This window comes from Glycomyces terrestris (assembly GCF_003933745.1).
Lineage (GTDB): Bacteria > Actinomycetota > Actinomycetes > Mycobacteriales > Micromonosporaceae > Glycomyces > Glycomyces terrestris.
Genome location: NZ_RSEB01000002.1, coordinates 162,319 through 186,027, shown reverse-complemented (window position 1 = coordinate 186,027; position 23,709 = coordinate 162,319). Strand labels below are relative to the sequence as shown.

The window sequence follows — 23,709 nt, the reverse complement described above, 5'->3', positions numbered from 1 at the left end:
CCGGCCTGACTCGCGGGTGAATGCCCGCACTCTTCCGGGTGACATTTCGGCCGGGCCGGCCGGTCAGGACTCCAGCGTGCGCACCCGGCGCGTCAGGTCGATGCGCTCGCGCCAGTCGGCGGGGTCGTCCGAGTAATCCACCTCGACCAGGGTCAGGCCGTGCGGGCCCACCACGTGGACGTCGTTGGCGCGCTCGCCGATCCGCAGGATCGAGGCGAGCCAGTCCTCGTCGCGGCGGCCGTCGCCCACCGCCAGGGCTGCGCCCACGAGGCTGCGGACCATCGAGTGGCAGAAGGCGTCCGCGCGCACCGTGGCGACCGCGGTGCCGTCCTCGTCGCGCGCCCAGTCGTACTGGAGCAGTTCGCGGATGGTCGTGGCGCCCTCGCGCTGCTTGCAGAAGCCCACGAAGTCGTGCTCCCCGAGCAGGCGCTGGCAGGCCGCGTGCATCCGCTCCACGTCCAGCGTCCGCGGCCAGGCGAGCGTGTCGAGGCGGCGCAGCGGGTTCACGCCGTAGACCGCGTCGGCCACGCGGTACCGGTAGCGGCGCCAGCGGGCCGCGAAGCGGGCGTTGAACGAGCGGTCCACGGCCTCGGCGGAGACGACCCGCACGTCGGGCGGGAGGATGCCGCGAAGGCGCCACAGGAGCCGCTCGCGCAGCTCCTCCCACTTCTCGGTCGGCACGTCGACGTGCGCGACCTGCCCGGTCGCGTGCACGCCCGCGTCCGTGCGCCCGGCCACGGTGAAGTCGGCGATGTCGCGGAAGAGCAGCTCCAGGCCGCGGATGACCTCCGAGGCCACGGTCCGCAGCCCCGGTTGCAGGGCCCAGCCCGAGAACTCGGCGCCGTCGTAGGCGATGCCGAGGCGCAGGCGCGTCGTGTCCTCCACGTGGAACTCCTTCCGGGGAAAAGAAACCGCGCGCAGAGCATAGGCCCTGCGCGCGGTCTGCCTGCCGTCCTAGTCGACCAGCTCGATGATCGCCATCGGCGCGTTGTCGCCCTTGCGGTTCCCGGCCTTGATGATCCGGGTGTAGCCGCCCTCGCGGTTCGCGAAGCGGGGGGCGACCTGCTCGAACAGGTCGTGGGTGGCGTCCTTGTTGCGGAGCTTGGCCAGCGCCAGGCGGCGGTGGTGCAGCGTGCCCTTCTTGCCGTACGTGATGAGACGCTCGGCGTACGGGCGCAGGCGGCGGGCCTTGGTCAGCGTCGTGGTGATGCTGCCGTGCTCGAACAGGGAGGCCGCGAGGCCCGAGAGCATGAGCTTCTCGTGCGCCGGCGAACCGCCCAGGCGGGGGCCCTTGGTGGGCTTAGGCATTGCTTACTCCTCTTGGATTGACGCGGCCGGCCGTCTCACGGAACCGACCGCCGTATTCACGCAGCTTCTAGAGCTGCTCGGTCTCGCGGAGATCTTCGCCGTCGTCCTCGTACTCGTCGGCGTCGGCGACCGGCGACCCGCCGTAGGCCACGGCGGCCTCGCTCGGGTCGAAGGTGCCGGGCGAGTCCTTCAGGCTCAGGCCCATGCCGGCGAGCTTCATCTTGACCTCGTCGATCGACTTCTGCCCGAAGTTGCGGATGTCGAGCAGGTCGGCCTCGGTGCGGTTGATGAGTTCGCCGACGGTGTTGACGCCCTCGCGCTTGAGGCAGTTGTAGGACCGGACGGTCATGTCGAGGTCCTCGATCGGCAGGGCCAGGTCGGCGGCCAGCTGCTGGTCGGCCGGGCTGGGCCCGACGTCGATGCCCTCGGCCTCGGTGTCGAGCTCGCGGTACAGGCCGAACAGCTCCACCAGGGTGGAGCCCGCCGACGCCAGCGCGGTGCGCGGCGTGGTGGACGGCTTGGTCTCGACGTCGACGGTGAGCTTGTCGAAGTCGGTGCGCTGCTCGACGCGGGTGGCGTCGACGGAGTAGGCGACCTTCAGCACGGGCGAGTAGATCGAGTCGACCGGGATGCGGCCGATCTCGTTCGTGTCGGCCTTGTTCGCCGGGGCCGAGACGTAGCCTCGGCCGCGCTCCACCACGAACTCCATGTCGAGGCGGCCCTTCGAGTTCAGGGTCGCCAGCTTGAGCTCGGGGTTGTGGACCTGCACGCCCGCGGGGGGCTGGATGTCGCCGGCGAGGACGTCGCCGGGGCCTTCCTTGCGCAGGTACATGGTGGCCGGCTCGTCGTTCTCCGAGGAGACGCAGATCTGCTTGACGTTCAGCACCAGTTCCACGACGTCTTCCTTCACGCCGGGGATGGTGGAGAACTCGTGCAGGACGCCGTCGATCTTGATCGACGTGACCGCCGCGCCCGGGATGGACGACAGCAGGGTGCGCCGCAGCGAGTTGCCGAGCGTGTAGCCGAAGCCGGGCTCCAGGGGTTCGATGGTGAACTTGGAGCGGGTCGGGCTGATCTGCTGCTCGGTGAGCGTGGGCCGCTGAGTGATAAGCACTGTGCGATGGTTCCTTTGTTCGGGGCGCCCGCTATTTGACGCCTAGACACTTGGATCGTTGATCTCCGTTGAAGCGGTCGCGCGATCAGACGCGGCGGCGCTTCGGCGGGCGGCAGCCGTTGTGCGGCTGGGGCGTGACGTCGTTGATCGAGCCGACCTCGAGGCCGACGGCCTGGAGGGAGCGGATCGCGGTCTCGCGGCCCGAGCCCGGGCCCTTGACGTAGACGTCGACCTTGCGCATGCCGTTGTCCATCGCACGGCGGGCGGCGGCCTCGGCGGCCATCTGCGCGGCGTACGGGGTCGACTTGCGCGAGCCCTTGAAGCCCACCTGGCCGGAGGAGGCCCAGGAGATCACGGCACCGGTCGGGTCGGTGATCGACACGATGGTGTTGTTGAAGGTGCTCTTGATGTGCGCGTGCCCGTGGGGCACGTTCTTCTTCTTGGCGCGCGGGTTCTTGGAACCGCCGCGAGTCTTCGGTGGCATCAGATGGTCTCCTAACGTGCCTTCTTCTTGCCCGCGACGGTCTTCTTCGGACCCTTGCGAGTACGGGCGTTGGTCTTGGTCCGCTGACCGTGGACCGGAAGGCCGTAGCGGTGACGGAGACCCTGGTAGCAGTTGATCTCGATCTTGCGTCGGATGTCGGCCTGCACCTCGCGGCGGAGGTCACCCTCGACCTGGTAGTTCTCCTCGATGAAATCGCGGAGCTTCACCAGCTCTTCGTCGGTGAGGTCCTTGACGCGCTTGTCGCGGTCGAGCTCGGTCGCGGCGATCGTCTCGAGCGAGCGCGTGCGGCCGATGCCGTAAATGTAGGTGAGTGCGATCTCCAGGCGCTTGTCGCGCGGGAGGTCCACTCCAACCAGGCGTGCCATGGCGGCGTACTCCTAGTGTTGTCGGAGGTCTGACCACTGCCTTCTCGCCGGGTCTAGGTATTCCCTGCCCTGACGGGCGATGCGAGCCCCGGCCTCCGAGCCGAGGGTTGTGCTTGCGCACTGGCGGCGGTTTCCCCTGCTGGGGCCTTTCCTTGCTGGCGTGTGTGCTGCTTAGCCCTGACGCTGCTTGTGACGCGGGTCGGACGAGCAGATAACCATCACTCGTCCGTGCCTGCGGATCACGCGGCAGTTCTTGCAGATCACTTTGACGCTCGGCTTGACTTTCACGAGTCCTACTTCATGTAGTCGTCAGGTCAGCGGTAACGGTAGACAATCCGCCCGCGCGACAGGTCGTACGGCGAGAGCTCCACCACGACCCGGTCCTCGGGGAGGATCCGGATGTAGTTCTGGCGCATCTTGCCGCTGATGTGAGCGAGTACTTTGTGGCCGTTGGTGAGTTCCACCCGGAACATGGCGTTCGGGAGGGACTCGACGACCTTGCCTTCAATCTCGATGGCACCGTCTTTTTTCGGCATGTCCTCCGCTACCGTGACAACTCGGTCCGAAAACCCCGCGCCAAACACTGGCGCGGAGCTACTGGCACGCCTGCTCGAGGCTCAGGGCTTCGGGCGGGCGAAAGAACGATGCGGCCGTCCCTCGAAAGGGAGAGCGCCAGGTGCGTTCGCGGTTGATGCACCGCGAACGCGCGGCGACCCGACAAGGGACGCACTGCACCACTGAGCGAGTCTACTCGCGTCCCGAGACCGCCTACCAGCGGGTTGACCGTGACAGACGGCACTCGGGCGGCGTCCGCGCGCCGCTCCGACCAGGTGGTCCCGGCAGGAGCGGCGCACGGCGCGCTCAGGCTTACTTCGAGTAATACTCGACGACGAGCTGCTCGTCGCAGATCACGGGGATCTGCTTGCGCTCGGGCACCGACAGGAAGCGGGCGATCAGGCCTTCGAGGTGGGCCTCGATGTAGGCCGGGGTCGTCTCGCCCGCCCACGCGCCGGCGGCGGCCAGCTGGAACGGGGTGGTCTCGCGGGACTTCTTGCGGACCTGGACGAAGTCGCCCGCCTTCAGGCGGTAGGAGGCGATGTCGACCTTGCGGCCGTTCACGGTGAAGTGGCCGTGGTTGACGAACTGGCGCGCCTGGTAGATGGTCCGGGCGAAGCCGGCGCGGAGCACGAAGGCGTCCAGGCGGGATTCGAGCAGGCCGACCAGGACCTCGCCGGTCTTGCCGGGCTTGCGCACGGCCTCGGCGTAGGCGTTCCGCAGCTGGCGCTCAGAGATGTTGTACTGAGCGCGGAGACGCTGCTTCTCCACGAGCTGGTTCTTGTAGTCCGATTCCTTCTTGCGGCCGCGGCCGTGCTGCCCCGGAGGGTACGGACGGCGCTCCATGTACTTGGCGGCCTTCGGCGTCAGCGCGATGCCGAGGGATCGGGAAAGCTTGACTTTCGCCTTAGCTTGCAATGATCTCTCCAGTAATTCATGCGTGCCCCAAGCGGGGCTTGAGTGGTTTCCGCCGGTCTCTGACCAGCAGAAACGCGCGAGTGTAGCGCGCTCAGGATGCACCGGGGAAGTTCCCGGGCCTGGCGCGCACACGGTGATGCGGTCGCTCCGGCGCCGCCGAGGCGGCGCAGAGCTCGGGTCCAGGTTACGCGGCGTCCTTCTGGTCGCCCACCCGGGCCGCCGCGAGAGTGACCAGGCGCTCCACGAGGTCGCCGTAGGAGACGCCCGCGGCGGCGAACGCCTGCGGGACGCCGCTCATCGGCGTGAGCCCCGGCATGGTGTTCACCTCGTTGAGGTAGACCGTGCCGTCGGCCGCGAGGAAGCAGTCGACGCGGGCGAGGTCGCGGCAGTCGAGGAGGCGGAACACCTTCCGGGCCAGCTCCTGGGCGCGCTCGGCGACGCCCTCGGGGTAGTCCGGGTGCAGGTTGAACGGCTCGGGGTTGTCGAGGTACTTCGCGTCGAAGTCGAACCAGCCGTCCTCGCCCATGGCGAGCACTTCGAGCGGGTAGGTGATCTCGAGGTCCCCGTCGAGGGTCTCCAGGACGCCCATCTCGATCTCGCGCACGTCCTCGAACGACGCCTCGAAGACGACCTTGTCGTCGACCTCGCGGGCCTTCTCGACCGCTTCGGCGAGTTCGGCCGCGGACTTGGCCTTGCTGATGCCGAGGCTCGATCCGGCGCGGGCCGGCTTGACGAAGATCGGCAGGCCGAGCCGGTCGATGACGGCGTGGGCGTCGAGCGCCTCGCCGGGCTTGAGGACCGCGAACGCGCCCTGCGGGACGCCCTCGGCGGCGAGGAGGCGCTTCGAGAACTCCTTGTCCATCGACAGGGAGCTGGAGAGGACCCCGGAGCCGACGTACGGCAGGTCGGCCATCTCGAACAGGCCCTGGATGGTGCCGTCCTCGCCGTACGGGCCGTGGAGGACGGGGAAGGCGATGTCGGCGATCGGCTGCGAGCCGGGTCCGAGGTCGACGGCGACGGACTTGCCGGCGTCGGCGGTGACCTCCGGCAGCGCCTCGCCCGCGTCGATCGCGAACGCGGCGTCCGAGGGCAGTTCGACCCATTCGCCGCTGCGCGTGATGCCGATCGCGGTCACGTCGAAGCCGCGCTCGCGCAGCGCCTTGGCGACGCCGGAGCCGGAGGCGCAGGACACGGGTTGCTCCACGCTGCGCCCGCCGAAGAAGACGGCGACGGTCGGTTTCGTCATTTGTCAGACCTCAAACTGTCGATTTCCGGTTTCGTCTCGCGCCCCATGAGCTCGGCGACCGCGGCCCTGGGGTCGAGGCCCTCGTGGCAGACCCGCTCGACGGCGTCGCAGATCGGCATCTCCACGCCGACCTTGCGGGCGAGGTCGGTGATCGAGCGGCAGCTCTTCACGCCCTCGGCCGTCTGCTTGGTGACGCGCGCGGCCTCCTCCAGGGTTGCCCCGAGGCCGAGCTGCTCGCCGAAGGTGTGGTTGCGCGAGAGCGGGGACGAGCAGGTGGCGACCAGGTCGCCGAGGCCGGCGAGGCCCGCGAACGTGGCCGGGTCGGCGCCCAGGCGCACGCCCAGACGGGTGGTCTCGGTGAGGCCGCGCGTGATGATCGTGGCCTTCGTGTTGTCCCCCATGCCCATCCCGGCGGCCATGCCGTAGGCGAGGGCGATGACGTTCTTGACGGCGCCGCCGAGCTCGCAGCCGACGACGTCGGTGTTCGTGTACGGCCGGAAGTACCCGGTCGTCACTGCCTTCTGGATGTCCACGGCCCGGCCGTGGTCGATGCACGCCACCACGGACGCGGTCGGCTGCTCCTCGGCGATCTCGCGCGCCAGGTTCGGGCCCGACAGGACCGCGATGCGCGACTCGGCCGCGCCGGTGACCTCCGCGACGACCTCGGTCATGCGCTCGGTGGTGCCGAGCTCGATGCCCTTCATCAGGCTCAGGAGCGTCGAGTGCGGCTCCAGGTGGTCCTTCCAGGCGGCGAGGTTCCCGCGCAGCGTCTGGCTCGGCACCGACAGCACGACGAGGTCGGCGCCCGCGAGGGCCTCGGCCGGGTCGGCGGTCGCCGAGACCAGGGGCGGGAGCTCGATGTCGGGGAAGTAGTCCGGGTTGCGGTGCTCGGCATCGATCGCCGCGGCCACGGACTCGCGGCGCGCCCAGACGGTGACCGGGGTGCCGGCGTCGGCGAGGATCTTGGCGAACACGGTCCCCCACGAACCGGCTCCCATCACGGCTGCTTTCACTCGGAAGACTCGCTTTCCTCGGGTCGCTGCTGCCGGGGGTCGAACAAGGGGGGCGCCTCCTCGCCGCGGATCTCGGCGAGACCGGCGCGGAGGGCTTCCATGATGGCGTCGGTGACCTCGGCGAGGTCCTCGCGGCTCGGCTCCCCGCCGAGCCAGCGCGACAGGTCGACCGGCGGCAGGGCCCGGACCGTGACGGGCTTGCGGCCGAGCTTGAACTTCGGGTCGCGCTTGCGGTCGTGGATGCCGAGGGCGCCCCACTGGACGATCGGGATCACGGGCGCGCCCGATTCGAGGGCGAGGCGGGCGACGCCGGTCTTGCCGCGCATCGGCCAGCGGTTCGGCTCCTTCGTGACGGTGCCTTCGGGGGCCATGATGACGACGTGCCCGGCGGCGAGCTCGCGCCCGAGGGTCCGGAGCGAGTCGGCGGCCTCGGCGCTGCCGCGCTTGACGGGGATCTGCCCGGCGCGCTTGAGGATCGGGCCGACGACGGGGACGCGGACGATCGACTCCTTGAGGAGGAACCGCGGGTGGCGCCCGGCGTTGTACACGTAGTGGACGATGAGGATCGGGTCGATGTCGGAGTAGTGGTTCCAGACCAGGATCGCGGGGCCCTGGAGCGGGATGTGCTCCATGCCGGACCAGGAGCGGCGGCTCAGGCCGAGGATGGCGCCTTTGACGATGTTGGCGTAGAGCTTCACGTCGACGGGAATGCGGTCGCCGCCGCGGCGGCGGAAGGTGTACTGCGCCTCAGGGCTAGGCTCGGTCACCTGCTGGCTCGCTTTCTCGGGGGGCGCGGGCCGCATGGGCTCGGCCTGTGCCGTTGTGTACGGGATCGTCAGTGCATTGCACTCTAACGCCCGCACCGGCGCGAGCGGGCGACGGGAAGCGGAGCGTGGGGTTTGACTCGTTGCGCGAGGGGCGCGGTTCACGCGGCGTGAAGCCGCAGGTACGCGGCGCGGTGGGCCGCGGGTCCGCGGGGACGCACGCCTTGCGCAGAATCCGTTATGATGTCATCATAGAGTCAAAGTGACATCTAGCCGGCCGACCGAACCCAGTCGGCCCGGAATACGACTCGACTCGGAGTGAGTGACATGAACTGGCGTCTCTTCGGCTGGCTCGCGGCCCTGTTCGGCGGTGCCATCATCGCGATCTGGCTCGTGGCGAGCGTCATCGGTGCGGCCTTCGCGTTCCTCGGCGGGCTCATCAAGTTCGCGCTCGTCGTCGGCGTCATCGGCGTCATCGGCTGGTTCGCCTACAAGGGCTACAAGGCCATCGGCGGCTCGGAGCGCCGGCAGATCAGGAAGTAGGCGCCCCGCCCCTGGCCCCCGGGCGCCCCGGTGGTCCATGCTGAAGCCATGCAGGGCACCGTCTCGATCTTCAACGAGGACACCTCCGGCGAGGTCGTCCTCGACAGCGGCCGCCGCGTCGGTTTCGACGCGGCGGCCTTCGCCGTCTCCGGGCTGCGGTTCCTGCGCCCGGGCCAGCGCGTCTCGCTCGAGACCGGACCCGACGGCGCGGTGGTCGCGGTCCGCATCCCGACCATGCGGCCCTGAGGTACTCCGGGCGTGTGGCGGCCTACCCGCAGGTGGGCGGATCCCAGTACCGTATGAGGCGTGAGCGGTACGCAGAGGCGGGTGGCCGCCGCCGGCGGCCTGTTGTGGCGCAACGGCGAGCGCGGTCTGGTCGAGGTGGTCGCGGTGTGGCGGCCGCAGGTGGGGAACTGGTCGCTGCCGAAGGGCAAGCTCGACCCGGGCGAGCACCCGCTCGCGGCCGCGTGCCGCGAGGTGGAGGAGGAGACCGGGATTCCGGTCATCCCGCAGCTGTGGCTGTGCCGCGCCTCGTACGTGCTTCCCAATCCCGAAGGGGACGTGCTCAAGTGGGTCGACTACTGGTCGATGCGCACCGAGAAGCCGGACGCGGTGTTCACCGCCGACGACGAGATCGGCGAGCGCCGCTGGCTGACGCTCGCGGAGGCGCGGGAGGCGCTGACGCGGCCGCGGGACCAGCAGGTGCTCAAGGCGTTCGCCGCGCTGCCGGCGGTGACGTCGACGGTGCTGCTGGTGGCGCCGGCCGAGGTCGAGGAGGACTGGGACGGGCCTGACGTGACGCGGCCGCTGAGCGGGCGCGGGCAGGACCAGGCGGTGCGGCTGGCGGCGCTGGCGTCGCTGTACCAGCCGGACCGGGCGTTCACGGCGACCGGGCGCGCGAGCGTGCAGACGGTGGAGCCGATCGCGCAGGCGGTGCGGTGCGCGCTGTCGGGGGACTCGGTGTTCGACACCGAAGCGCACGAACGCAATCCCGAGCGCTCGAGCGCGCGCGTGCGGGAGCTCGCGGGCGGGGGCGGGGCCGTGATCGTGTGCGCCGAGCCGGAGGTCGTGTGCGACACGGTGGCGATCCTGGCCGACGAGGACGGCGTGCAGGCGCCGGACGTGTCGACGCGGCCGGGCGAGGCGTGGGTGCTGTCGCTGTCGGGGCAGAAGCTCGTGGGGATCGAGCGGCTGTAGGGCCGCGTCCCGGTCCTCGGGCCGATCGGGGGCGGCCGCGGCGGGCCGCGCGGTACCGTTGCCCGCGCAACCGCACCTGTGCGCCCCCGTGCGCTGTCTAGGAGGATCGTCGCCGTGGCTGATCGCGCCCCCACTCCCCTGCACAACTGGGCCGGGAACATCGGCTTCTCCCCCGCCCGGTTCGAAGCGCCCGCGACGCTCGACGAGGCGCGCGCGGCCGTGGCCGGCGCGCGCCGGCTGCGGGTGCTCGGCTCGGGCCACTCGTTCAACGCGATCGCGGCCTCCGGGGACGTGATGCTGTCGCTGGCGGGCATGGAGCCGTTCGCGGAACTGGACGTCCTCAAGGGGACGGTGCGCGCGGCGGGCTGGCTGACGTACGCGGCGCTGAGCGCGGCGGTGCACCGGGCCGGGTTCGCGCTGCACAACATGGCGTCGCTGCCGCACATCTCGGTGGCGGGGTCGATCGCCACGGGCACGCACGGGTCGGGCGACCGGAACGGGAACCTGGCGACGGCGGTGGCCGCGGTCGAGTTCATCGGCCCGGACGGGGAGCTGCGGACCGTCAGGCGCGGCGAGGAGGACTTCGCGGGCTCGGTGGTCCACCTGGGGGCCTTGGGGGTCGTGCACTCGGTGACGCTGGACCTGATGCCGGCGTTCGAGATGCGGCAGTACGTGTACGACGGGCTGGGCCTGGACGCGGTGCTGGCGAACTTCGACGAGCTGACGGGGGCGGCGTACTCGACGAGCCTGTTCACGCCGTGGGGCGCCGAGCCGTCGTTCCAGTTCTGGGTCAAGCAGCGCACGTCGGACCAGACGCACCCGTTCCCGCCGCCGAGCCGGTTCGGGGCGCCGCTGGCGGACGGGCCGCGGCACCCGGTGCCGGGCGTGGACCCGGCGGCGTGCACGGTGCAGCAGGGCCAGACGGGCCCGTGGCACGAGCGCCTGCCGCACTTCCGGCCCGAGTTCACGCCGAGCGCGGGCGACGAGCTCCAGTCGGAGTACCTGGTGGACCGGGCGGACGCGACGGCGGCGCTGCGGGCCCTGGCGGGCATCGGGGAGCGGCTCGGGCCGGTCGTGCAGATCAGCGAGGTGCGGACCATGGCCGGGGACGACCTGTGGCTGTCGCCGTCGTACGGGCGGGACACCGTGGGGCTGCACTTCACGTGGATCAGCGACCACGAGGCGGTCGCGCCGGTGATGGCGGCGGTGGAGGCGGCATTGGAACCGTTCTCCGCGCGGCCGCATTGGGGCAAATTGTTTTCGATACCAATGAATGAGGTCCGCTCGCGTTATCCGCGAATGGGCGACTTCGCGAAACTCCGCGCGCGCGTCGATCCAGAGGGGAAGTTCGCGAATGACTTCTCCGCGGCGCTCTTCGACTGAGGACTCGGGGCCGTTCGGCCGCGGCCGGGATCAGTCGCGCCCGGCCCGGTGGCGGGCCGGTCCGGGAACGCAGCGAGGGCATTCAGGCGGCTCCTGAATGCCCTCTTCCCCGTGCGAGTCGGACGGGTGCCCCACCGTGCCCCGAACCGGTTCGGGGCACGGCATAAGCTGCGCCCGCGCTTCGTGGTCTTCTTCGCCGCGGTCTTCTTGGCCGCGGCCTTCGTCGCGGTCTTGCGCACGGCCTTCTTGGCGGTGGCGGCCTTCTTCGCCGGCGCCGCCTTCTTCGCGGTGGTGGTCTTCTTGGCCGCCACGCGGCTCGTGGCGGTCGAACGCGACGCCGTGGACGCGGCGCGCGTGGTCTTCTTGGCGGCCTTCTTGGCCGTCGTCTTCTTGGCGGTGGTGGTGGTCGCGGCCTTCTTCGCCGGCGCGGCCTTCTTCGCGGCAGGAGCGGACTTGGCCGCCTTGCGCTTGCCGGTCACGAGTTCCTTGAACCCGGTACCGGGCCGGAAGGCCGGGACGACGGTCTTCTTGACCTTGACGGCCTCACCGGTGCGCGGGTTGCGGGCCATGCGAGCGGCGCGTTGGCGCTTCTCGAAGACGCCGAAACCGGCGAAGGAGACTTTCTCCCCTTTCACCACCGCGCGCTGTATCTCGTCGATCGCCACATCCACGACTTCTTTCGCGGCGGCCCGGTCGCCAGTGCGAGCGGCGATCCGATCGACGAACTCTGCCTTGTTCACGAGTCCTACCCTCCCGATAAGGTTCTGGAGCCATACCAGCTTGTTAAGCGCACGTTATGACGTTTCGAAAGCGAACGCAACTGTTTCCGCGAAAATCGACCCGTTGTGTCGCAAGGAATTTTTATTCGGGTGCCCGAAATCGACGCTCGCAACCCCGTTGGGAGGGCCCGGAACACGCCTGGAGCCGGTGGCAGCGCCACCGGCTCCGTACGTGAAGGCTAAGAGGATCGGGTTGTGCGGACTAGACGGCCGCCGGGAGAGTCCTAGGCCGCCAAGCATCCCGGTTCGATTCGAACGCGGCGATCTTGTCCTCGTCGCGGAGCGTCAGCGCCACGTCGTCGAGGCCCTCCATCATGCGCCAGCGCAGGAACTCGTCGAACTCGAAGGTCCAGGTGCGGTCCCCCGCACGGACTTCGCGCGCGGCCAGGTCGACGGTGATCTCCGACTCCGGGTGGAGCTCGGCGCGCAGCCACAGCTCCTCCACGGCCGCCTCGGGCAGCTCCACAGTCAACAGACCGTTCTTGAGCGAGTTCCCGCGGAAGATGTCGCCGAAGCGGGGCGCGACGACCGCCTTGAACCCGTAGTCCTTCAGGGCCCAGACGGCGTGCTCGCGCGAGGAGCCGGTGCCGAACTCGGTCCCGGTGACGAGGATCGTGGCGTCCTTGTACTCGTCCTGGTTCAGCAGGAACTTCTCGTCCTCGCGCCACTCGGCGAACAGGCCGTCCTCGAAGCCGGTCTTGGTGACCCGCTTGAGGTAGACGGCCGGGATGATCTGGTCGGTGTCGACGTTCGAGCGGCGCAGCGGGGCCACGCGCCCGGTGTGGGTCGTGAACTTGTCCATGTCCCTTGCCCTTCCTTACAGGTCCGCCGGGCTGGCGAGGCGCCCGGTGACGGCGGTGGCGGCGGCGACGGCCGGGGACACCAGGTGGGTGCGCCCGCCCTTGCCTTGGCGGCCCTCGAAGTTGCGGTTCGAGGTGGAGGCGGCCCGCTGGCCCGGCGTCAGCTGGTCCGGGTTCATGCCCAGGCACATCGAGCAGCCCGCGAAGCGCCAGTCGGCGCCGGCCTCGATGAAGACCTTGTCGAGGCCCTCCTCGATGGCCTGCTCGCGGACCTTCGCGGAGCCGGGGACGACCATCATGTTGACGCCGTCGGCGACCTTGCGGCCCTTGATGACCTCGGCGGCCGTGCGCAGGTCCTCGATGCGGCCGTTCGTGCAGGAGCCGAGGAAGACGACGTCGACGCCGATCTCGCGCATCGGCGTGCCGGCCTCCAGGCCCATGTACTCCAGGGCGCTCGCGGCGGTGGTGCGCTCGATCGCGTCCTCGAACGCGGCCGGGTCCGGCACGCTGCCGGAGAGCTCGACGCCCTGGCCGGGGTTGGTGCCCCAGGTGACGAACGGGCTCAGGGAGGCCGCGTCGATCACGATCTCCTTGTCGAAGACGGCGCCCTCGTCGGTCTTCAGGGTGCGCCAGTACTCGACGGCCGCGTCCCAGTCCTCGCCCTGCGGGGCGTGCGGGCGGCCCTGCACGTAGTCGAACGTGGTCTGGTCGGGGGCGATCATGCCCGCCTTCGCGCCCCACTCGATCGACATGTTGCAGATCGTCATCCGGCCCTCCATGGAGAGCTCCTCGATGGCCTGCCCGCGGTACTCGACGATGTGGCCCTTGCCGCCGCCCGTGCCGGTGATCGAGATGATCTTGAGGATGAGGTCCTTCGCGGACACGCCCTCGGGCAGGGAGCCGTTGACCGTGACGGCCATGTACTTCGGCTTCGCCTGCGGCAGGGTCTGCGTGGCGAGGACGTGCTCGACCTCGCTGGTGCCGATGCCGAACGCGATCGAGCCGAACGCGCCGTGCGTGGAGGTGTGCGAGTCGCCGCAGACCACCGTCATGCCCGGCTGCGTGAGTCCCAGCTGGGGTCCCACGACGTGGACGACGCCCTGGTTCGCGTCGCCGAGCGAGTGGATGCGGACGCCGAACTCCTCGCAGTTGGCGCGGAGCGTCTCGATCTGCTTGCGGCTGGTGGGGTCCGCGATGGTGAAGAGGTTGTCGGTGGGCGTGTTGTGGTCCTCGGTCGCGATCGTGAGATCGGTCCGGCGGACCTTGCGCCCCGCCTGCCGCAGGCCGTCGAAGGCCTGGGGGCTGGTCACCTCGTGGAGGAGGTGCAGGTCGATGTAGAGGAGGTCCGGCTGGTCGCCGCCGGTGCGGACAACGTGGGCGTTCCAGACCTTCTCGGCGAGGGTGCGCGGCCGCGCGCCCTCAGCTTCTTGTGGTGTACGTGACATCTCTGTTCCCAGTCGTTGGACTTCTCGAAATATGGGAGGTAATGTTCAGCTCGTGAGAACGAATACTATCAGCGGAGTGGGCGTCCTCGACAAGGCGGTGCTCATCCTCACGGCATGCACCAACGGCGCCAGCCTGGCTGAGCTCGTGCACGAGACCGGTCTGCCCAGGGCCACGGCCCACCGGCTCGCGCAGGCCCTCGAGGCCCACGAGATGCTGCAACGCGACCACGAGGGGCGCTGGCGTCCCGGCCCGAAGCTCGGCGAGCTCGCCGGGTCCACGGCCGACGTCCTGCTCAGCGCCGCCGAACCGGTCCTCAACCTGCTGCGGGACCAGACCGGCGAGTCGACCCAGCTCTACCGCAGGAGGGCCGACGAGCGCGTGTGCGTCGCCGCGGCCGAGCGCGCCTCCGGGCTGCGCGACACCGTCCCCGTCGGCGCCGCCCTGCCGATGACCGCCGGCTCCGGCGCCCAGGTGCTCCTCGCCTGGGAGCCCCCGGAAGGCATCCTCCCGCTGCTGCCGAAGTGCCGCTTCTCCTCCAAGACCCTCGCCGAGGTCCGCCGCCGCGGCTTCGCGCAGTCGGTCGCCGAGCGCGAACCCGGCGTCGTCAGCGTCTCCGCCCCCGTCCGCGACAAGACCGGCCGGGTCGTCGCCGCGATCTCGGTGTCCGGTCCCATAGAGCGCCTGGGACGCCGCCCCGGCGACCGGCTCGGCATGGCCGTCATCCGCGCCGGCCAGAAGCTCTCGGGCCTGTAGCCCGCCCCCCTCGAACTCCCCTGCGAACGCCGAAGCGGCCCGACGGAACCCCCCGTCGGGCCGCTTTGCATGTGCGCCGTCAGACCGCGCCGTCAGACCGCGCCGTCAGACCGCGCCGTCAGACCGCGCCGTCAGACCGCGCCGTCAGACCGCGCTGAGCAGCTCCTCGACGCGCGCCACGTGCTTGGCGTGGCGGCGGCGCTCGTCCTCCAGCAGCGGCGAGTCGGGCGCGTGCGCCTCGAGGTACCGGATCGCCACGATGTCGTCCTGGCAGCGCCCGAACCGGTTCTGGAGCCGCTTGGCCTCCGCGGCGACCGCCGCGGCCTCCTCGCCGAGCGCGCCCGCGGCGGCGTCGGCCGTGTAGCGGGTCCGCTTGGCGGCGTTGCGGGCCCGGTGCCGCGCCTCGTCGGCGTCGGCCGCGCCCGCGACGGCCGCCACCGCCCGCAGCATGTCCGCGCGCGCGGCCTCGACGACCGGGCCGAGCACCTCGCCGGCGGGGCGCGCCGCGGCGGGCGCGAAGTCCGGGTACGCGGCCAGCGTCCCGACGGCGGCGAGGAGCTTCACGGTCCGCTCCCGCGCGCACGCCTCCGCGAGCGGCCCGTACGCCGCCTGCTCGGCGGCCTCCAGCGCGGTGAACCAGTCGGGTCGCTCGTCCCCCAGCCGCTTCGCGAACCGCGTCCGCAGCACTTCCAGGTCGCGGACCTTCCCGAGCTCGTCGGCGAGCCAGCGCAGCCGCCGGCGCTTGAACGGGACCGCCGCGTACAGCGACCCGTACGTCGACAGCACCGACCGCAGCCGCCGCGTCGCCACCCGCATGCGGTGCACCGCGTCGGGCTCGCGCGCCATCACGGGCTCGCGCAGCGCGATCAGCGCGTCCGCCTGCACCGCGAGGTACTCGTGCACGCCGCCGCCGGCGCTGGGGATCTCGGTCATGGGGGCCTCCAAGCTCAACGGCCCCAATTACAGCATCGGGAGCCGGATCCGCCAAACGGCTACGAAAGCAGTTCCCGCACCAGGAACTCGGTCTTCGGGCTGAGGAGGTGCGGCGGGTAGAACTCCTCGACACTGCTGAGCGCCTCGTCAACGGAGGCGAACCCCGCGAGCGCGTAGAGCTGCCTCAGGTCGTCGGAGTCGCGGCCGACCCTGGCTGCGACGGCCTTCATCGCGAACAGGTACCGGGGCGAAGCGACGCGCACCGCGATGCCGGGCTTCTCGAAGAGGAGCGTGGCGTTCGGGTCCTCGCCGGGGAGGAAGCCCTTCACCGCGTCGTTCAGCCAGTCCTCGGCGATGCCGTGCCGCTCGGCGACTCTGCGCGCCGCCGAGTAGACGACCTGCTTCGGCTCGAAGACCGCGTCGAGGTCGCGGGTCGCGCGCCTGGTGTTGTACGCCAGGGCCATCGCCGCGCCGCCGACGAGGAAGAGGTCGGCGCGCTCCCCCGCGGCGTCGAGCTCGGCGCCGAGCTCGGTGAGCATGTCGACGATCGCCTCGCGGCTCAGCAGGGTCACACGCTCTCCAAAGAGGACCGATCGAGGAAGACGCCGCGGTTCGCCAGCTCGGGCGGCGAGTCGGCGAAGGACATGGCGGCGAGGCCCGGGGCCGGACGGCCGAGCAGGTCCTCGATGACGAACCAAAACCGCTTGAGGAACCGTCCGGGCGCGGTCGCCCAGCCCGGCACCGGGACGCGAGCCCGGCGGCTCGCGTACTCGGCGACCCCGGCGAGCAGCGCGTCCCAGCGCCGATCCCCCGTGGTGTCGGGCTCGGTCCGCATCGAGCGGCGCACCGCGGCGGGGTCGGCGGCGCGGACGTCATCGAGGAACTGGATCACATGGCGCAGTGCGTCGTTCGGGTCGCCGCCTGACAGCGACCGCCGCACCGCGGCGGCAGTCGAGTCGAGCGAGGGACCGGTGGCGGTCTCGACCGCCAAGGCGGCCCCGACCGCGCCCGCGTACCGCTCCAGGGTGCTCAGGCGCGGATCGGCGTCGCCGGACTCCAGCCGCGCGACCGCAGACTGCGTGGTCCCGATGCGCGAGGCCAGGTCGGCCTGCGAGAGGCGGCTGCGCAACCGCTCTGCCCGCAGGCGCTCGACCGTCGAGGGCAGTGATCGTTCCATACCCTTGATTATAGCGAATACGCTATAAAACGGCGATGGGTCACGCGAGGGGGCCGACGGCGGCCTCGATCTCGGCGCGGAGCGCGGTGCCCTGGAGCTGGTGCTTGACCTGTTCGATGACGGGCGCGAGGAACTGGTCCGGGCCGGGCTTGCCGGCGATCGGGCCGATCGCCGCGATCGCGGCGCGCGCGGCCGGGCTCGGGATGAGCGGCTGGCGCAACTGGAGGCCCTGGACGCCGGCGAGGAGCTCGACGGCCAGGAGCGTGCCGAGGTTGTCGATGATGGTGCGCAGCTTGCACCCCGCGGCCCAGCCCATCGAGACGTGGTCCTCCTGCATGCCGGAGGTCGGCACCGAGTCGACCGACGCGGGCGCGGCGAGGCGGCGGTTCTCGGCGACGATCCCCGCGGCCGTGTACTGCGCGATCATGAGGCCGGAGTTGACGCCCGGGTCGGGGCTGAGGAACGCGGGCAGGCCGCGCGAGCGCGTCACGTCCAGGAGCCGGTCGACGCGGCGCTCGGAGATCGAGCCGACGTCGGCGGCGGCGATCCCGAGGAAGTCCGCCGCGTACCCGAGCGGGGCGCCGTGGAAGTTCCCGGTGGACTCGACGCGGCCGTCGGGGAGGACGACCGGGTTGTCGACCACCGCGAGGAGTTCGCGGGCGGCCACGGTCTCGGCGTAGTCGAGGACGTCGCGGGCCGCGCCGGCGACCTGCGGGGCGCAGCGCATCGAGTACGCGTCCTGGACGGCGTGCGCGAGGTCGTTGCGGTGGGAGTCCATGACCTCGGAGTCCTGGAGCAGCAGGTGGATGTTCGCGGCGCTGCGCGCCTGGCCCGGCTGCGGCCGGATCTCGTGCAGCTCGGGCTGGAACGGCCGGTCGGAGCCGAGCATCGCCTCGTTCGACAGGGCCGCACACACGTCGGCCATCGTCAGCAGGTGGCGCAGGTCGGCGACGGCGAGCAGGAGCATCCCGAGCATCCCGTCGGTGCCGTTGATGAGCGCCAGGCCCTCCTTGGAGGAGAGCGCGATCGGGGTCAGGCCCGCGGCCTCCAGGACCGGGCCGGCGTCGGCGCGGGCGCCGTCCTCGGCGAGGACCCAGCCCTCGCCGAGGAGGACCATCGCGCAGTGGGCGAGCGGGGCGAGGTCGCCGGAGGCGCCGAGGGACCCGTGGCGGGGCACCCACGGCGTGACGTCGGCGTTCAGGAGCGCGGCGAGCGCGTCGGCGACCTCGGGCCGGACCCCGGAGCGGCCCATGGCGAGCGAGCGCAGGCGCAGCAGCATCATCGCGCGCACCACCTCGACCGGCATCGGGTCGCCGACGCCGGCGGCGTGGGAGCGGATGAGCGCGTGCTGGAGCTCGGCGCGGCGCTCGGGGGCGACGAACGTGTTGGCGAGCGCGCCGAACCCGGTGGAGACGCCGTAGACGGGGCGGCCGTCGCGCTCGATCGCGTCGACGATCGCGCGGCTGCGGGCCATGGCCTCGCGGGCCCCGTCGTCGATGACGACCCGGGCCCGGCCGCGGGCGACGGCCAGGACCTCCTCGGGCGAGACGGGGACGGGCCTGATGTGGACGGTGGGCATCGGTGCTCCTCTAGTTCTCGGCGCGCTGGTGGACGACGCCGCCGCCGCGGATGACGGTCGCGATCAAGGGCGTCCCCGGCCGGTAGGCCAGGTGGACGAACGAGGGGGCGTCGAGGACGGCCAGGTCGGCGCGGGCGCCGACGACGAGGCGTCCGATGTCGGTGCGCCGCAAGGCGTCCGCGCCGCCCGCGGTGGCCGCTTCGAGCGCTTCGTACGGGGTCATGCGCATCTCGCGGACGGCGAGCGCGATGCAGAACGCCATGCTGCTGGTGTAGGAGGAGCCGGGGTTGCAGTCGGTCGCGAGCGCGACCGTGGCGCCGGCGTCGATGAGGCGCCGCGCGTCCGGATAGGGCGAGCGGGTCGAGAACTCGGCGCCCGGCAGCAGGGTGGCGACGGTCGAGGAGTTCGCGAGGGCGTCGACGTCGGCGTCGGTGAGGTGGGTGCAGTGGTCGGCGGAGGCGGCGCCGAGTTCGACGGCGAGGCGCGCGCCGGGTCCGGCGGTGAGCTGGTTGGCGTGGACGCGGAGGCCGAGGCCGGCCTTCGCGGCGGCGGTGAGGACGGTGCGGGCCTGGTCGGCGTCGAAGGCGCCGCGTTCGCAGAACACGTCGGCCCATCGCGCGTGGGGCGCGCAGGCGTCGAGCATGGGGCCGGCGGCGAGCGCGGTGTACGCGTCGGGGTCGGCGCCGGCGGGGACGGTGTGGGCGCCGAGGTAGGTGGTCTCGGCGGTGAACTCGCGGGCGATGCGCAGGGACCGGGCCTCGTCCTCGACGGTGAGGCCGTACCCGGACTTGATCTCGACGGTGGTGGTGCCCTGGCGGAGCATCTCGGCGGTGAGGCGGGCGCAGTTCTCGCGCAGGCGCTCGTCGGCGGCGCGGCGGGTGGCCTCGACGGTGGTGCGGATGCCGCCGCCGTCGTACGGCTCGCCGCTCATGCGGGCGTCGAACTCGCCCGCGCGGTCGCCCGCGAAGACGAGGTGGGCGTGGGAGTCGACGAAGCCGGGGACGACGGCGCGGTCGCCGAGGTCGAGGCGGTCGTCGGCGGCGGGCCGGTTGAGGCGGTGGCCGATCCAGGCGATGCGGCCGTCCTCGACGACCATCGCGGCGTCGTAGTGGACGGTGCCCTCCGCGTCGGCGGTGACGAGTTCGCCGATGCCGTCGATGAGCAGGCTGCGTGTCGCGCTCATTGCCAGAGCTCCCCGATCGCTTCGCGGAGTTCGGCGCCGGCGTCGATGTACCGGTGGCGTCCCTCGTGGACGATGTGGCGGCCGTCGGCGACGACGTCGGTGACGTCGGCCGCGGCGGCGGCGTAGAGGATGCCGTCGGGGCGGGCCCCGGCGGTGCGCGGGGTGGCGGGGTCGACGGCGACGAGGTCGGCGCGCGCGCCCGGCTCGATGCGCCCGGCGTCGGGGAAGCCGAGGGCGGCGTGGCCGGTGGCGGCGGCGTGGAGGGCGTCGGCGGTGAAGCGGCCGCGCTCCTCGCTGACGAGGCGCTCGTGCATCTCGAGGGCGCGGGCCTCCTCGAACATGTCGACGACGGCGTTCGAGTCGGTGCCGAGCGAGAGGCGGACCCCGGCGTCGGCGAGCGCGCGGGCGGGTCCGATGCCGTCGGCGAGGTCGCGTTCGGTGGTGGGGCAGAAGGCGACGCCGGTGCCGGAGCGGGCGAGGAGGTCGACGTCGTGCTCGGTGAGGTGGGTGGCGTGGACGGCGGTGAGGTCGGGGCCGAGGAGCCCGCAGCGTTCGAGGAGCTCGGTGGGGGTGCAGCCGTGCTCGGCGCGGCAGGCGTCGTTCTCGGCGCGCTGCTCGGAGAGGTGCACGTGGACGGGGCGGCCTTCGGTGGAGCACGCGAACGCGGCGATGGCCTCGTCGGGGACGGCGCGCACGGAGTGGACGGCGCCGCCGACACGGGCGTGCGCGGGGGGCTTGAGGCGTTCGACGCGGTCGAGCCAGCCTTCGAGGCCGGTGTCGCCGAAGCGCTGCTGCGCGGGTTCGAGGGGCTTGCCGAAGCCGCCGGAGAGGTAGAGCGCGTCGAGCAGGGCGATGCGGATGCCGGCGTCGGCGGCGGCCTGGACCAGGGCCTCGCCCATGGCGTTCGGGTCGGCGTAGGGGCGGCCGCCGGCCTGGTGGTGGAGGTAGTGGAACTCGCCGACGCAGGTGATCCCGGCGAGGGCCATCTCGGCGTAGACGGCGCGCGCGAGCCGGTGGTAGGAGTCGGGGTCGAGGCGGGCGGCGAGCGCGTACATGCCGCGCCGCCAGGTCCAGAAGGTGCCCTCGGCGTCGTGGGCGCGGCCGCGCAGGGCCCGGTGGAACGCGTGCGAGTGTGTGTTCGCGAAGCCGGGGAGGACGACGCCGCCGAGGATCTCGCCGCGCGGGGCGGCGCCGGGGGTGACGGCGGTGATGCGGCCGTCGGCGACGTCGATCGCGACGGCGTCCGCGATGCCGCCCGGCAGCCGGGCGTGCCGGGCCCAGTAGGTCAGCACGCGAGCTCCCGCAGGACGGCGGCGAGGGCGTCGACGCCAGCGGCGCAGTCCTCGTCGCTCGCGGCCTCGCCGGGCGCGTGGGAGACGCCGGTGGGGTTGCGCACGAACAGCATCGCGGTCGGCACGTGCGCGGCGAGGACGCCCGCGTCGTGGCCCGCGCCGGTGGGGAGCACGGGCGCGCCGCCGAGGAGGTCGGCGAGGCGGTCGCGCAGCGCGGCGTCGAACTCGACGATCGGGGTCGCCGATTCGGGCGCGATCGCGAAGCCGGTGCCGTCGCGGGCGGCGCGTTCGCACACTTTGGACTCGAAGCCGGCGAGGATCGCGGCGAGCACGGCCTCGTCGGGGGCGCGGGCGTCGAGCCAGGCGGTGACCCGCGAGGCGATCGCGTTGGTGGCGTTCGGGACGGCTTCGACGCGGCCGACGGTGGCGAGGCCCCCGGCGAGGCGGGCCTCCTTGCGGGCGGCGAGGACGGCGAACGCGAAGGTGAGCATCGGGTCGCGGCGGTCGGGCAGGCGGGTGGTGCCGGCGTGGTCGCCCGCGCCGGTGAAGTCCATGCGCCAGCGCCCGTGCGGCCAGATGGCGCTGGCGACGCCGACGGGCGCGTCGAGCGCGCGGCCCTGCTCGACGTGGAGTTCGACGAACGCGGCGGTGGCGGCGAGGCGGTCGGGGTCGGGGCCGAGCGCGTCGGGGTCGGCGCCGGCGGCGCGCATGGCCTCGGCGAAGGTGGTGCCGTCCGCGTCGGTGAGGGCGCGGGCGCGGTCGGGGTCGATCGCGCCGGCCATGAGGCGGGAGCCGAGGCAGGGGACGCCGAACCGTCCGCCCTCCTCTTCGGTGAACGCGCCGATGACGACGGGCCGCGCGGGTGTGAAGCCGGCGGCGCGCAGCTCGTCGACGGCGAGGAGCGCGGAGACGATCCCGAGGGGGCCGTCGTAGGCGCCGCCGTGGGGCACGGAGTCGAAGTGGCTGCCGGTGAGGACGGCGCGGCCGTCCGCGGCCGCGCCGGGTTCGGGGTCCCAGTGCGCGTACCGGTTCCCGTTGCGGTCGGTCTCGGTGCGCAGGCCGCGCTCGGCGGCCTGCGCGTCGAACCAGGCGCGGAGCGCGAGGTCGGCCTCGCTCCAGGAGAAGCGCAGGTAGCCGCCGCTGTCGGCGCGTCCGATGGGCGCGATCTGGTCCCAGAGCCGCCGGAAGCCCGCCGCGTCCATTCAGGACTCCCGGGTGGGGATGCGGACGCCGTGGCCGGCGGCGACGCGGTCGGCCTCCTCGTATCCGGCGTCCACGTGCCGGATGACGCCCATCGCGGGGTCGTTGGCGAGGACCCGTTCGAGCTTCTGCGCGGCCAGCGCGGTGCCGTCGGCGACGGTGACCTGGCCGGCGTGGATCGAGCGGCCGATGCCGACGCCGCCGCCGTGGTGGATCGAGACCCAGGACGCGCCCGACGCGGTGTTCACGAGGGCGTTGAGCAGGGGCCAGTCGGCGATCGCGTCGGAGCCGTCCTTCATCGCCTCGGTCTCGCGGTAGGGGCTGGCGACCGAGCCGCAGTCGAGGTGGTCGCGGCCGATGACGATCGGGGCCTTGAGGGTGCCGTCGGCGACGAGCTCGTTGAAGCGCACGCCCGCGAGGTCGCGCTCGCCGTGGCCGAGCCAGCAGATGCGGGCCGGGAGGCCCTGGAACGCGACGCGCTCGCGCGCGAGCGAGATCCACCGGTGCAGGGTCCGGTTCTCGGGGAACAGGTCGAGCACGGCCCGGTCGGTGGCGGCGATGTCGGCGGGGTCGCCCGAGAGCGCGGCCCACCTGAAGGGGCCCTTGCCTTCGCAGAACAGGGGCCGGATGTAGGCGGGCACGAACCCGGGGAAGTCGAAGGCGCGCGCGAAGCCGCCCGCGAGGGCCTCGCCGCGGATCGAGTTGCCGTAGTCGAAGACCTCGGCGCCCGCGTCGAGGAAGCCGACCATGGCCTCCACGTGCCGGGCCATGGATTCGCGGGCGCGGTCGGTGAACGCGTTCGGGTCGCGCTCGGCGAGGCCGGCGGCGTCGGCGACGTCCACCCCGGCGGGCACATAGGACAGCGGGTCGTGCGCGGAGGTCTGGTCGGTGACGATGTCGGCCTCGACGCCGCGGGCGAGGAGCTCGGGCAGGACCTCGGCGGCGTTGCCGACCAGGCCGATCGACCTGGCCTCGCCGGCGCGCTTGGCGGCGAGCGCCTGGGCGACGGCGTCGTCGAGGTCGGCGGCGACGGTGTCGAGGTAGCGGGTCTCGACGCGGCGGTGGAGGCGGTGCGGGTCGACCTCGACGATGAGGCAGACGCCGTCGTTCATGGTGACCGCGAGCGGCTGCGCGCCGCCCATGCCGCCGCAGCCGGCGGTCACGGTGAGCGTGCCCTTGAGGGTGCCGCCGAAGCGCTTCGCGGCGACGGCCGCGAACGTCTCGTACGTGCCCTGGAGGATGCCCTGCGTGCCGATGTAGATCCACGAGCCCGCGGTCATCTGCCCGTACATGGTGAGGCCCAGGGACTCCAGGCGCCGGAACTCGGGCCAGGTGGCCCAGTCGGGCACCAGGTTCGAGTTCGCGATGAGGACGCGCGGGGCCCACTCGTGGGTGCGCATGACGCCGACCGCGCGGCCCGACTGGACCAGGAGCGTCTCGTCGGGCGCGAGCGTCAGCAGGGTCCGCAGGATCGCGGCGAGGTCGTCGCGGCTGCGCGCGGCCTTCCCGGTGCCGCCGTAGACGACCAGGTCCTCCGGGCGCTCGGCGACCGCCGGGTCGAGGTTGTTCTGGAGCATCCGGTAGGCCGCCTCGGTCTGCCAGGTGCGGCAGTGCAGGTCGGCGCCGTGTGGTGCGTGCATGTAGTCCCCGTCTGCT

24 protein-coding genes and 3 pseudogenes are annotated in these 23,709 nt (G+C 72.0%); 5 read left to right on the top strand and 22 right to left on the bottom strand.

From position 1 onward, the window contains the following. Positions 1 to 63: 63 nt before the first annotated feature. The 11 genes and pseudogenes from truA to EIW28_RS06355 form a co-directional block, all read right to left on the bottom strand. Positions 64 to 885, bottom strand: coding sequence for a tRNA pseudouridine(38-40) synthase TruA (gene truA, locus EIW28_RS06405; RefSeq protein ID WP_125246900.1), 822 nt, complete (start codon positions 883 to 885; stop codon positions 64 to 66). 75 nt (positions 886 to 960) lie between these two features. Next, positions 961 to 1,308: pseudogene (gene rplQ, locus EIW28_RS06400) on the bottom strand (50S ribosomal protein L17); the annotation flags it as partial. Positions 1,309 to 1,375: 67 nt separating this feature from the next. After that, positions 1,376 to 2,422, bottom strand: a complete 1,047-nt coding sequence (locus tag EIW28_RS06395) for a DNA-directed RNA polymerase subunit alpha (RefSeq protein ID WP_125246898.1) — start codon at positions 2,420 to 2,422, stop codon at positions 1,376 to 1,378. Positions 2,423 to 2,507: 85 nt separating this feature from the next. Further along, a complete protein-coding gene (gene rpsK, locus EIW28_RS06390; protein ID WP_091053358.1) occupies positions 2,508 to 2,906 on the bottom strand; it encodes a 30S ribosomal protein S11 in 399 nt (132 codons plus the stop codon). An 11-nt stretch (positions 2,907 to 2,917) separates the two neighbouring features. Beyond that, positions 2,918 to 3,292: a 30S ribosomal protein S13 gene (gene rpsM, locus EIW28_RS06385; RefSeq protein ID WP_125246897.1), complete on the bottom strand. Its 375-nt coding sequence runs from the start codon at positions 3,290 to 3,292 to the stop codon at positions 2,918 to 2,920. Between the two features lie 171 nt (positions 3,293 to 3,463). Beyond that, complete coding sequence (gene rpmJ, locus EIW28_RS06380) at positions 3,464 to 3,580, bottom strand: 50S ribosomal protein L36 (protein WP_081913453.1); 117 nt, start codon at positions 3,578 to 3,580, stop codon at positions 3,464 to 3,466. 26 nt (positions 3,581 to 3,606) lie between these two features. Continuing rightward, positions 3,607 to 3,828: a translation initiation factor IF-1 gene (gene infA / locus EIW28_RS06375; protein ID WP_026929479.1), complete on the bottom strand. Its 222-nt coding sequence runs from the start codon at positions 3,826 to 3,828 to the stop codon at positions 3,607 to 3,609. Positions 3,829 to 4,159: 331 nt separating this feature from the next. Then, complete coding sequence (rpsD, locus tag EIW28_RS06370) at positions 4,160 to 4,765, bottom strand: 30S ribosomal protein S4 (protein ID WP_125246896.1); 606 nt, start codon at positions 4,763 to 4,765, stop codon at positions 4,160 to 4,162. Between the two features lie 184 nt (positions 4,766 to 4,949). Beyond that, positions 4,950 to 6,011: a D-alanine--D-alanine ligase family protein gene (locus tag EIW28_RS06365; RefSeq protein ID WP_125246895.1), complete on the bottom strand. Its 1,062-nt coding sequence runs from the start codon at positions 6,009 to 6,011 to the stop codon at positions 4,950 to 4,952. Beyond that, positions 6,008 to 7,009, bottom strand: a complete 1,002-nt coding sequence (locus EIW28_RS06360; RefSeq protein ID WP_125246894.1) for an NAD(P)H-dependent glycerol-3-phosphate dehydrogenase — start codon at positions 7,007 to 7,009, stop codon at positions 6,008 to 6,010. Before EIW28_RS06360 ends, EIW28_RS06365 begins: the two co-directional genes overlap by 4 nt. A gap of 11 nt (positions 7,010 to 7,020) precedes the next feature. Continuing rightward, positions 7,021 to 7,791: a lysophospholipid acyltransferase family protein gene (locus EIW28_RS06355; RefSeq protein WP_232013823.1), complete on the bottom strand. Its 771-nt coding sequence runs from the start codon at positions 7,789 to 7,791 to the stop codon at positions 7,021 to 7,023. A 324-nt stretch (positions 7,792 to 8,115) separates the two neighbouring features. Between EIW28_RS06355 and EIW28_RS06350 the strand changes: the two genes are divergently transcribed. The 4 genes from EIW28_RS06350 to EIW28_RS25350 all read left to right on the top strand — a co-directional run bounded on the left by EIW28_RS06350 (position 8,116) and on the right by EIW28_RS25350 (position 10,911). Then, the gene (locus EIW28_RS06350; protein WP_125246892.1) at positions 8,116 to 8,331 is read left to right on the top strand and encodes a hypothetical protein; all 216 of its coding nucleotides are present in this window, start codon (positions 8,116 to 8,118) and stop codon (positions 8,329 to 8,331) included. A gap of 48 nt (positions 8,332 to 8,379) precedes the next feature. Then, on the top strand, positions 8,380 to 8,577 hold the full coding sequence (locus EIW28_RS06345; RefSeq protein WP_125246891.1) for a cold-shock protein: 198 nt from the start codon (positions 8,380 to 8,382) through the stop codon (positions 8,575 to 8,577). Positions 8,578 to 8,637: 60 nt separating this feature from the next. Beyond that, a complete protein-coding gene (locus tag EIW28_RS06340) occupies positions 8,638 to 9,528 on the top strand; it encodes an NUDIX hydrolase (RefSeq protein WP_125246890.1) in 891 nt (296 codons plus the stop codon). A 114-nt stretch (positions 9,529 to 9,642) separates the two neighbouring features. Then, positions 9,643 to 10,911 (top strand): D-arabinono-1,4-lactone oxidase, encoded by a 1,269-nt coding sequence (locus tag EIW28_RS25350; RefSeq protein WP_125246889.1) that lies wholly within the window; start codon positions 9,643 to 9,645, stop codon positions 10,909 to 10,911. 98 nt (positions 10,912 to 11,009) lie between these two features. On the opposite strand, the pseudogene EIW28_RS25345 reads toward EIW28_RS25350, so the two are convergent. The 3 genes and pseudogenes from EIW28_RS25345 to leuC form a co-directional block, all read right to left on the bottom strand. Then, positions 11,010 to 11,651: pseudogene (locus tag EIW28_RS25345) on the bottom strand (HU family DNA-binding protein); the annotation flags it as partial. Between the two features lie 241 nt (positions 11,652 to 11,892). Beyond that, positions 11,893 to 12,492 (bottom strand): 3-isopropylmalate dehydratase small subunit, encoded by a 600-nt coding sequence (gene leuD / locus EIW28_RS06325; RefSeq protein ID WP_125246887.1) that lies wholly within the window; start codon positions 12,490 to 12,492, stop codon positions 11,893 to 11,895. 15 nt (positions 12,493 to 12,507) lie between these two features. Continuing rightward, the gene (leuC, locus tag EIW28_RS06320) at positions 12,508 to 13,935 is read right to left on the bottom strand and encodes a 3-isopropylmalate dehydratase large subunit (protein WP_125246886.1); all 1,428 of its coding nucleotides are present in this window, start codon (positions 13,933 to 13,935) and stop codon (positions 12,508 to 12,510) included. 67 nt (positions 13,936 to 14,002) lie between these two features. Here leuC and EIW28_RS06315 point away from each other — a divergent pair, with 67 nt between their 5' ends. Further along, positions 14,003 to 14,689: an IclR family transcriptional regulator gene (locus EIW28_RS06315; protein ID WP_030157516.1), complete on the top strand. Its 687-nt coding sequence runs from the start codon at positions 14,003 to 14,005 to the stop codon at positions 14,687 to 14,689. Between the two features lie 144 nt (positions 14,690 to 14,833). Here the strand turns inward: EIW28_RS06315 and EIW28_RS06310 are convergent, their stop codons facing one another. From EIW28_RS06310 to hutU, 8 genes and pseudogenes are all read right to left on the bottom strand, one after another. Next, entirely contained in the window at positions 14,834 to 15,622 is a 789-nt protein-coding gene (locus EIW28_RS06310) for a CHAD domain-containing protein (protein WP_125246885.1), read from the bottom strand. 59 nt (positions 15,623 to 15,681) lie between these two features. Next, positions 15,682 to 16,194, bottom strand: a complete 513-nt coding sequence (locus tag EIW28_RS06305) for a DUF6036 family nucleotidyltransferase (protein WP_197717122.1) — start codon at positions 16,192 to 16,194, stop codon at positions 15,682 to 15,684. A 425-nt stretch (positions 16,195 to 16,619) separates the two neighbouring features. Then, positions 16,620 to 16,775: pseudogene (locus EIW28_RS25610) on the bottom strand (helix-turn-helix transcriptional regulator); the annotation flags it as partial. A gap of 64 nt (positions 16,776 to 16,839) precedes the next feature. Beyond that, complete coding sequence (hutH, locus tag EIW28_RS06295; RefSeq protein ID WP_125246883.1) at positions 16,840 to 18,378, bottom strand: histidine ammonia-lyase; 1,539 nt, start codon at positions 18,376 to 18,378, stop codon at positions 16,840 to 16,842. 10 nt (positions 18,379 to 18,388) lie between these two features. Continuing rightward, entirely contained in the window at positions 18,389 to 19,561 is a 1,173-nt protein-coding gene (gene hutI, locus EIW28_RS06290) for an imidazolonepropionase (RefSeq protein WP_125246882.1), read from the bottom strand. Beyond that, a complete protein-coding gene (locus EIW28_RS06285; protein WP_125246881.1) occupies positions 19,558 to 20,853 on the bottom strand; it encodes a formimidoylglutamate deiminase in 1,296 nt (431 codons plus the stop codon). The genes hutI and EIW28_RS06285 overlap by 4 nt, the downstream gene beginning before the upstream one ends. Continuing rightward, complete coding sequence (locus tag EIW28_RS06280) at positions 20,847 to 22,055, bottom strand: allantoate amidohydrolase (RefSeq protein WP_125246880.1); 1,209 nt, start codon at positions 22,053 to 22,055, stop codon at positions 20,847 to 20,849. The genes EIW28_RS06285 and EIW28_RS06280 overlap by 7 nt, the downstream gene beginning before the upstream one ends. Continuing rightward, a complete protein-coding gene (gene hutU, locus EIW28_RS06275; RefSeq protein ID WP_125246879.1) occupies positions 22,056 to 23,693 on the bottom strand; it encodes a urocanate hydratase in 1,638 nt (545 codons plus the stop codon). Between the last annotated feature and the right edge of the window lie 16 nt (positions 23,694 to 23,709).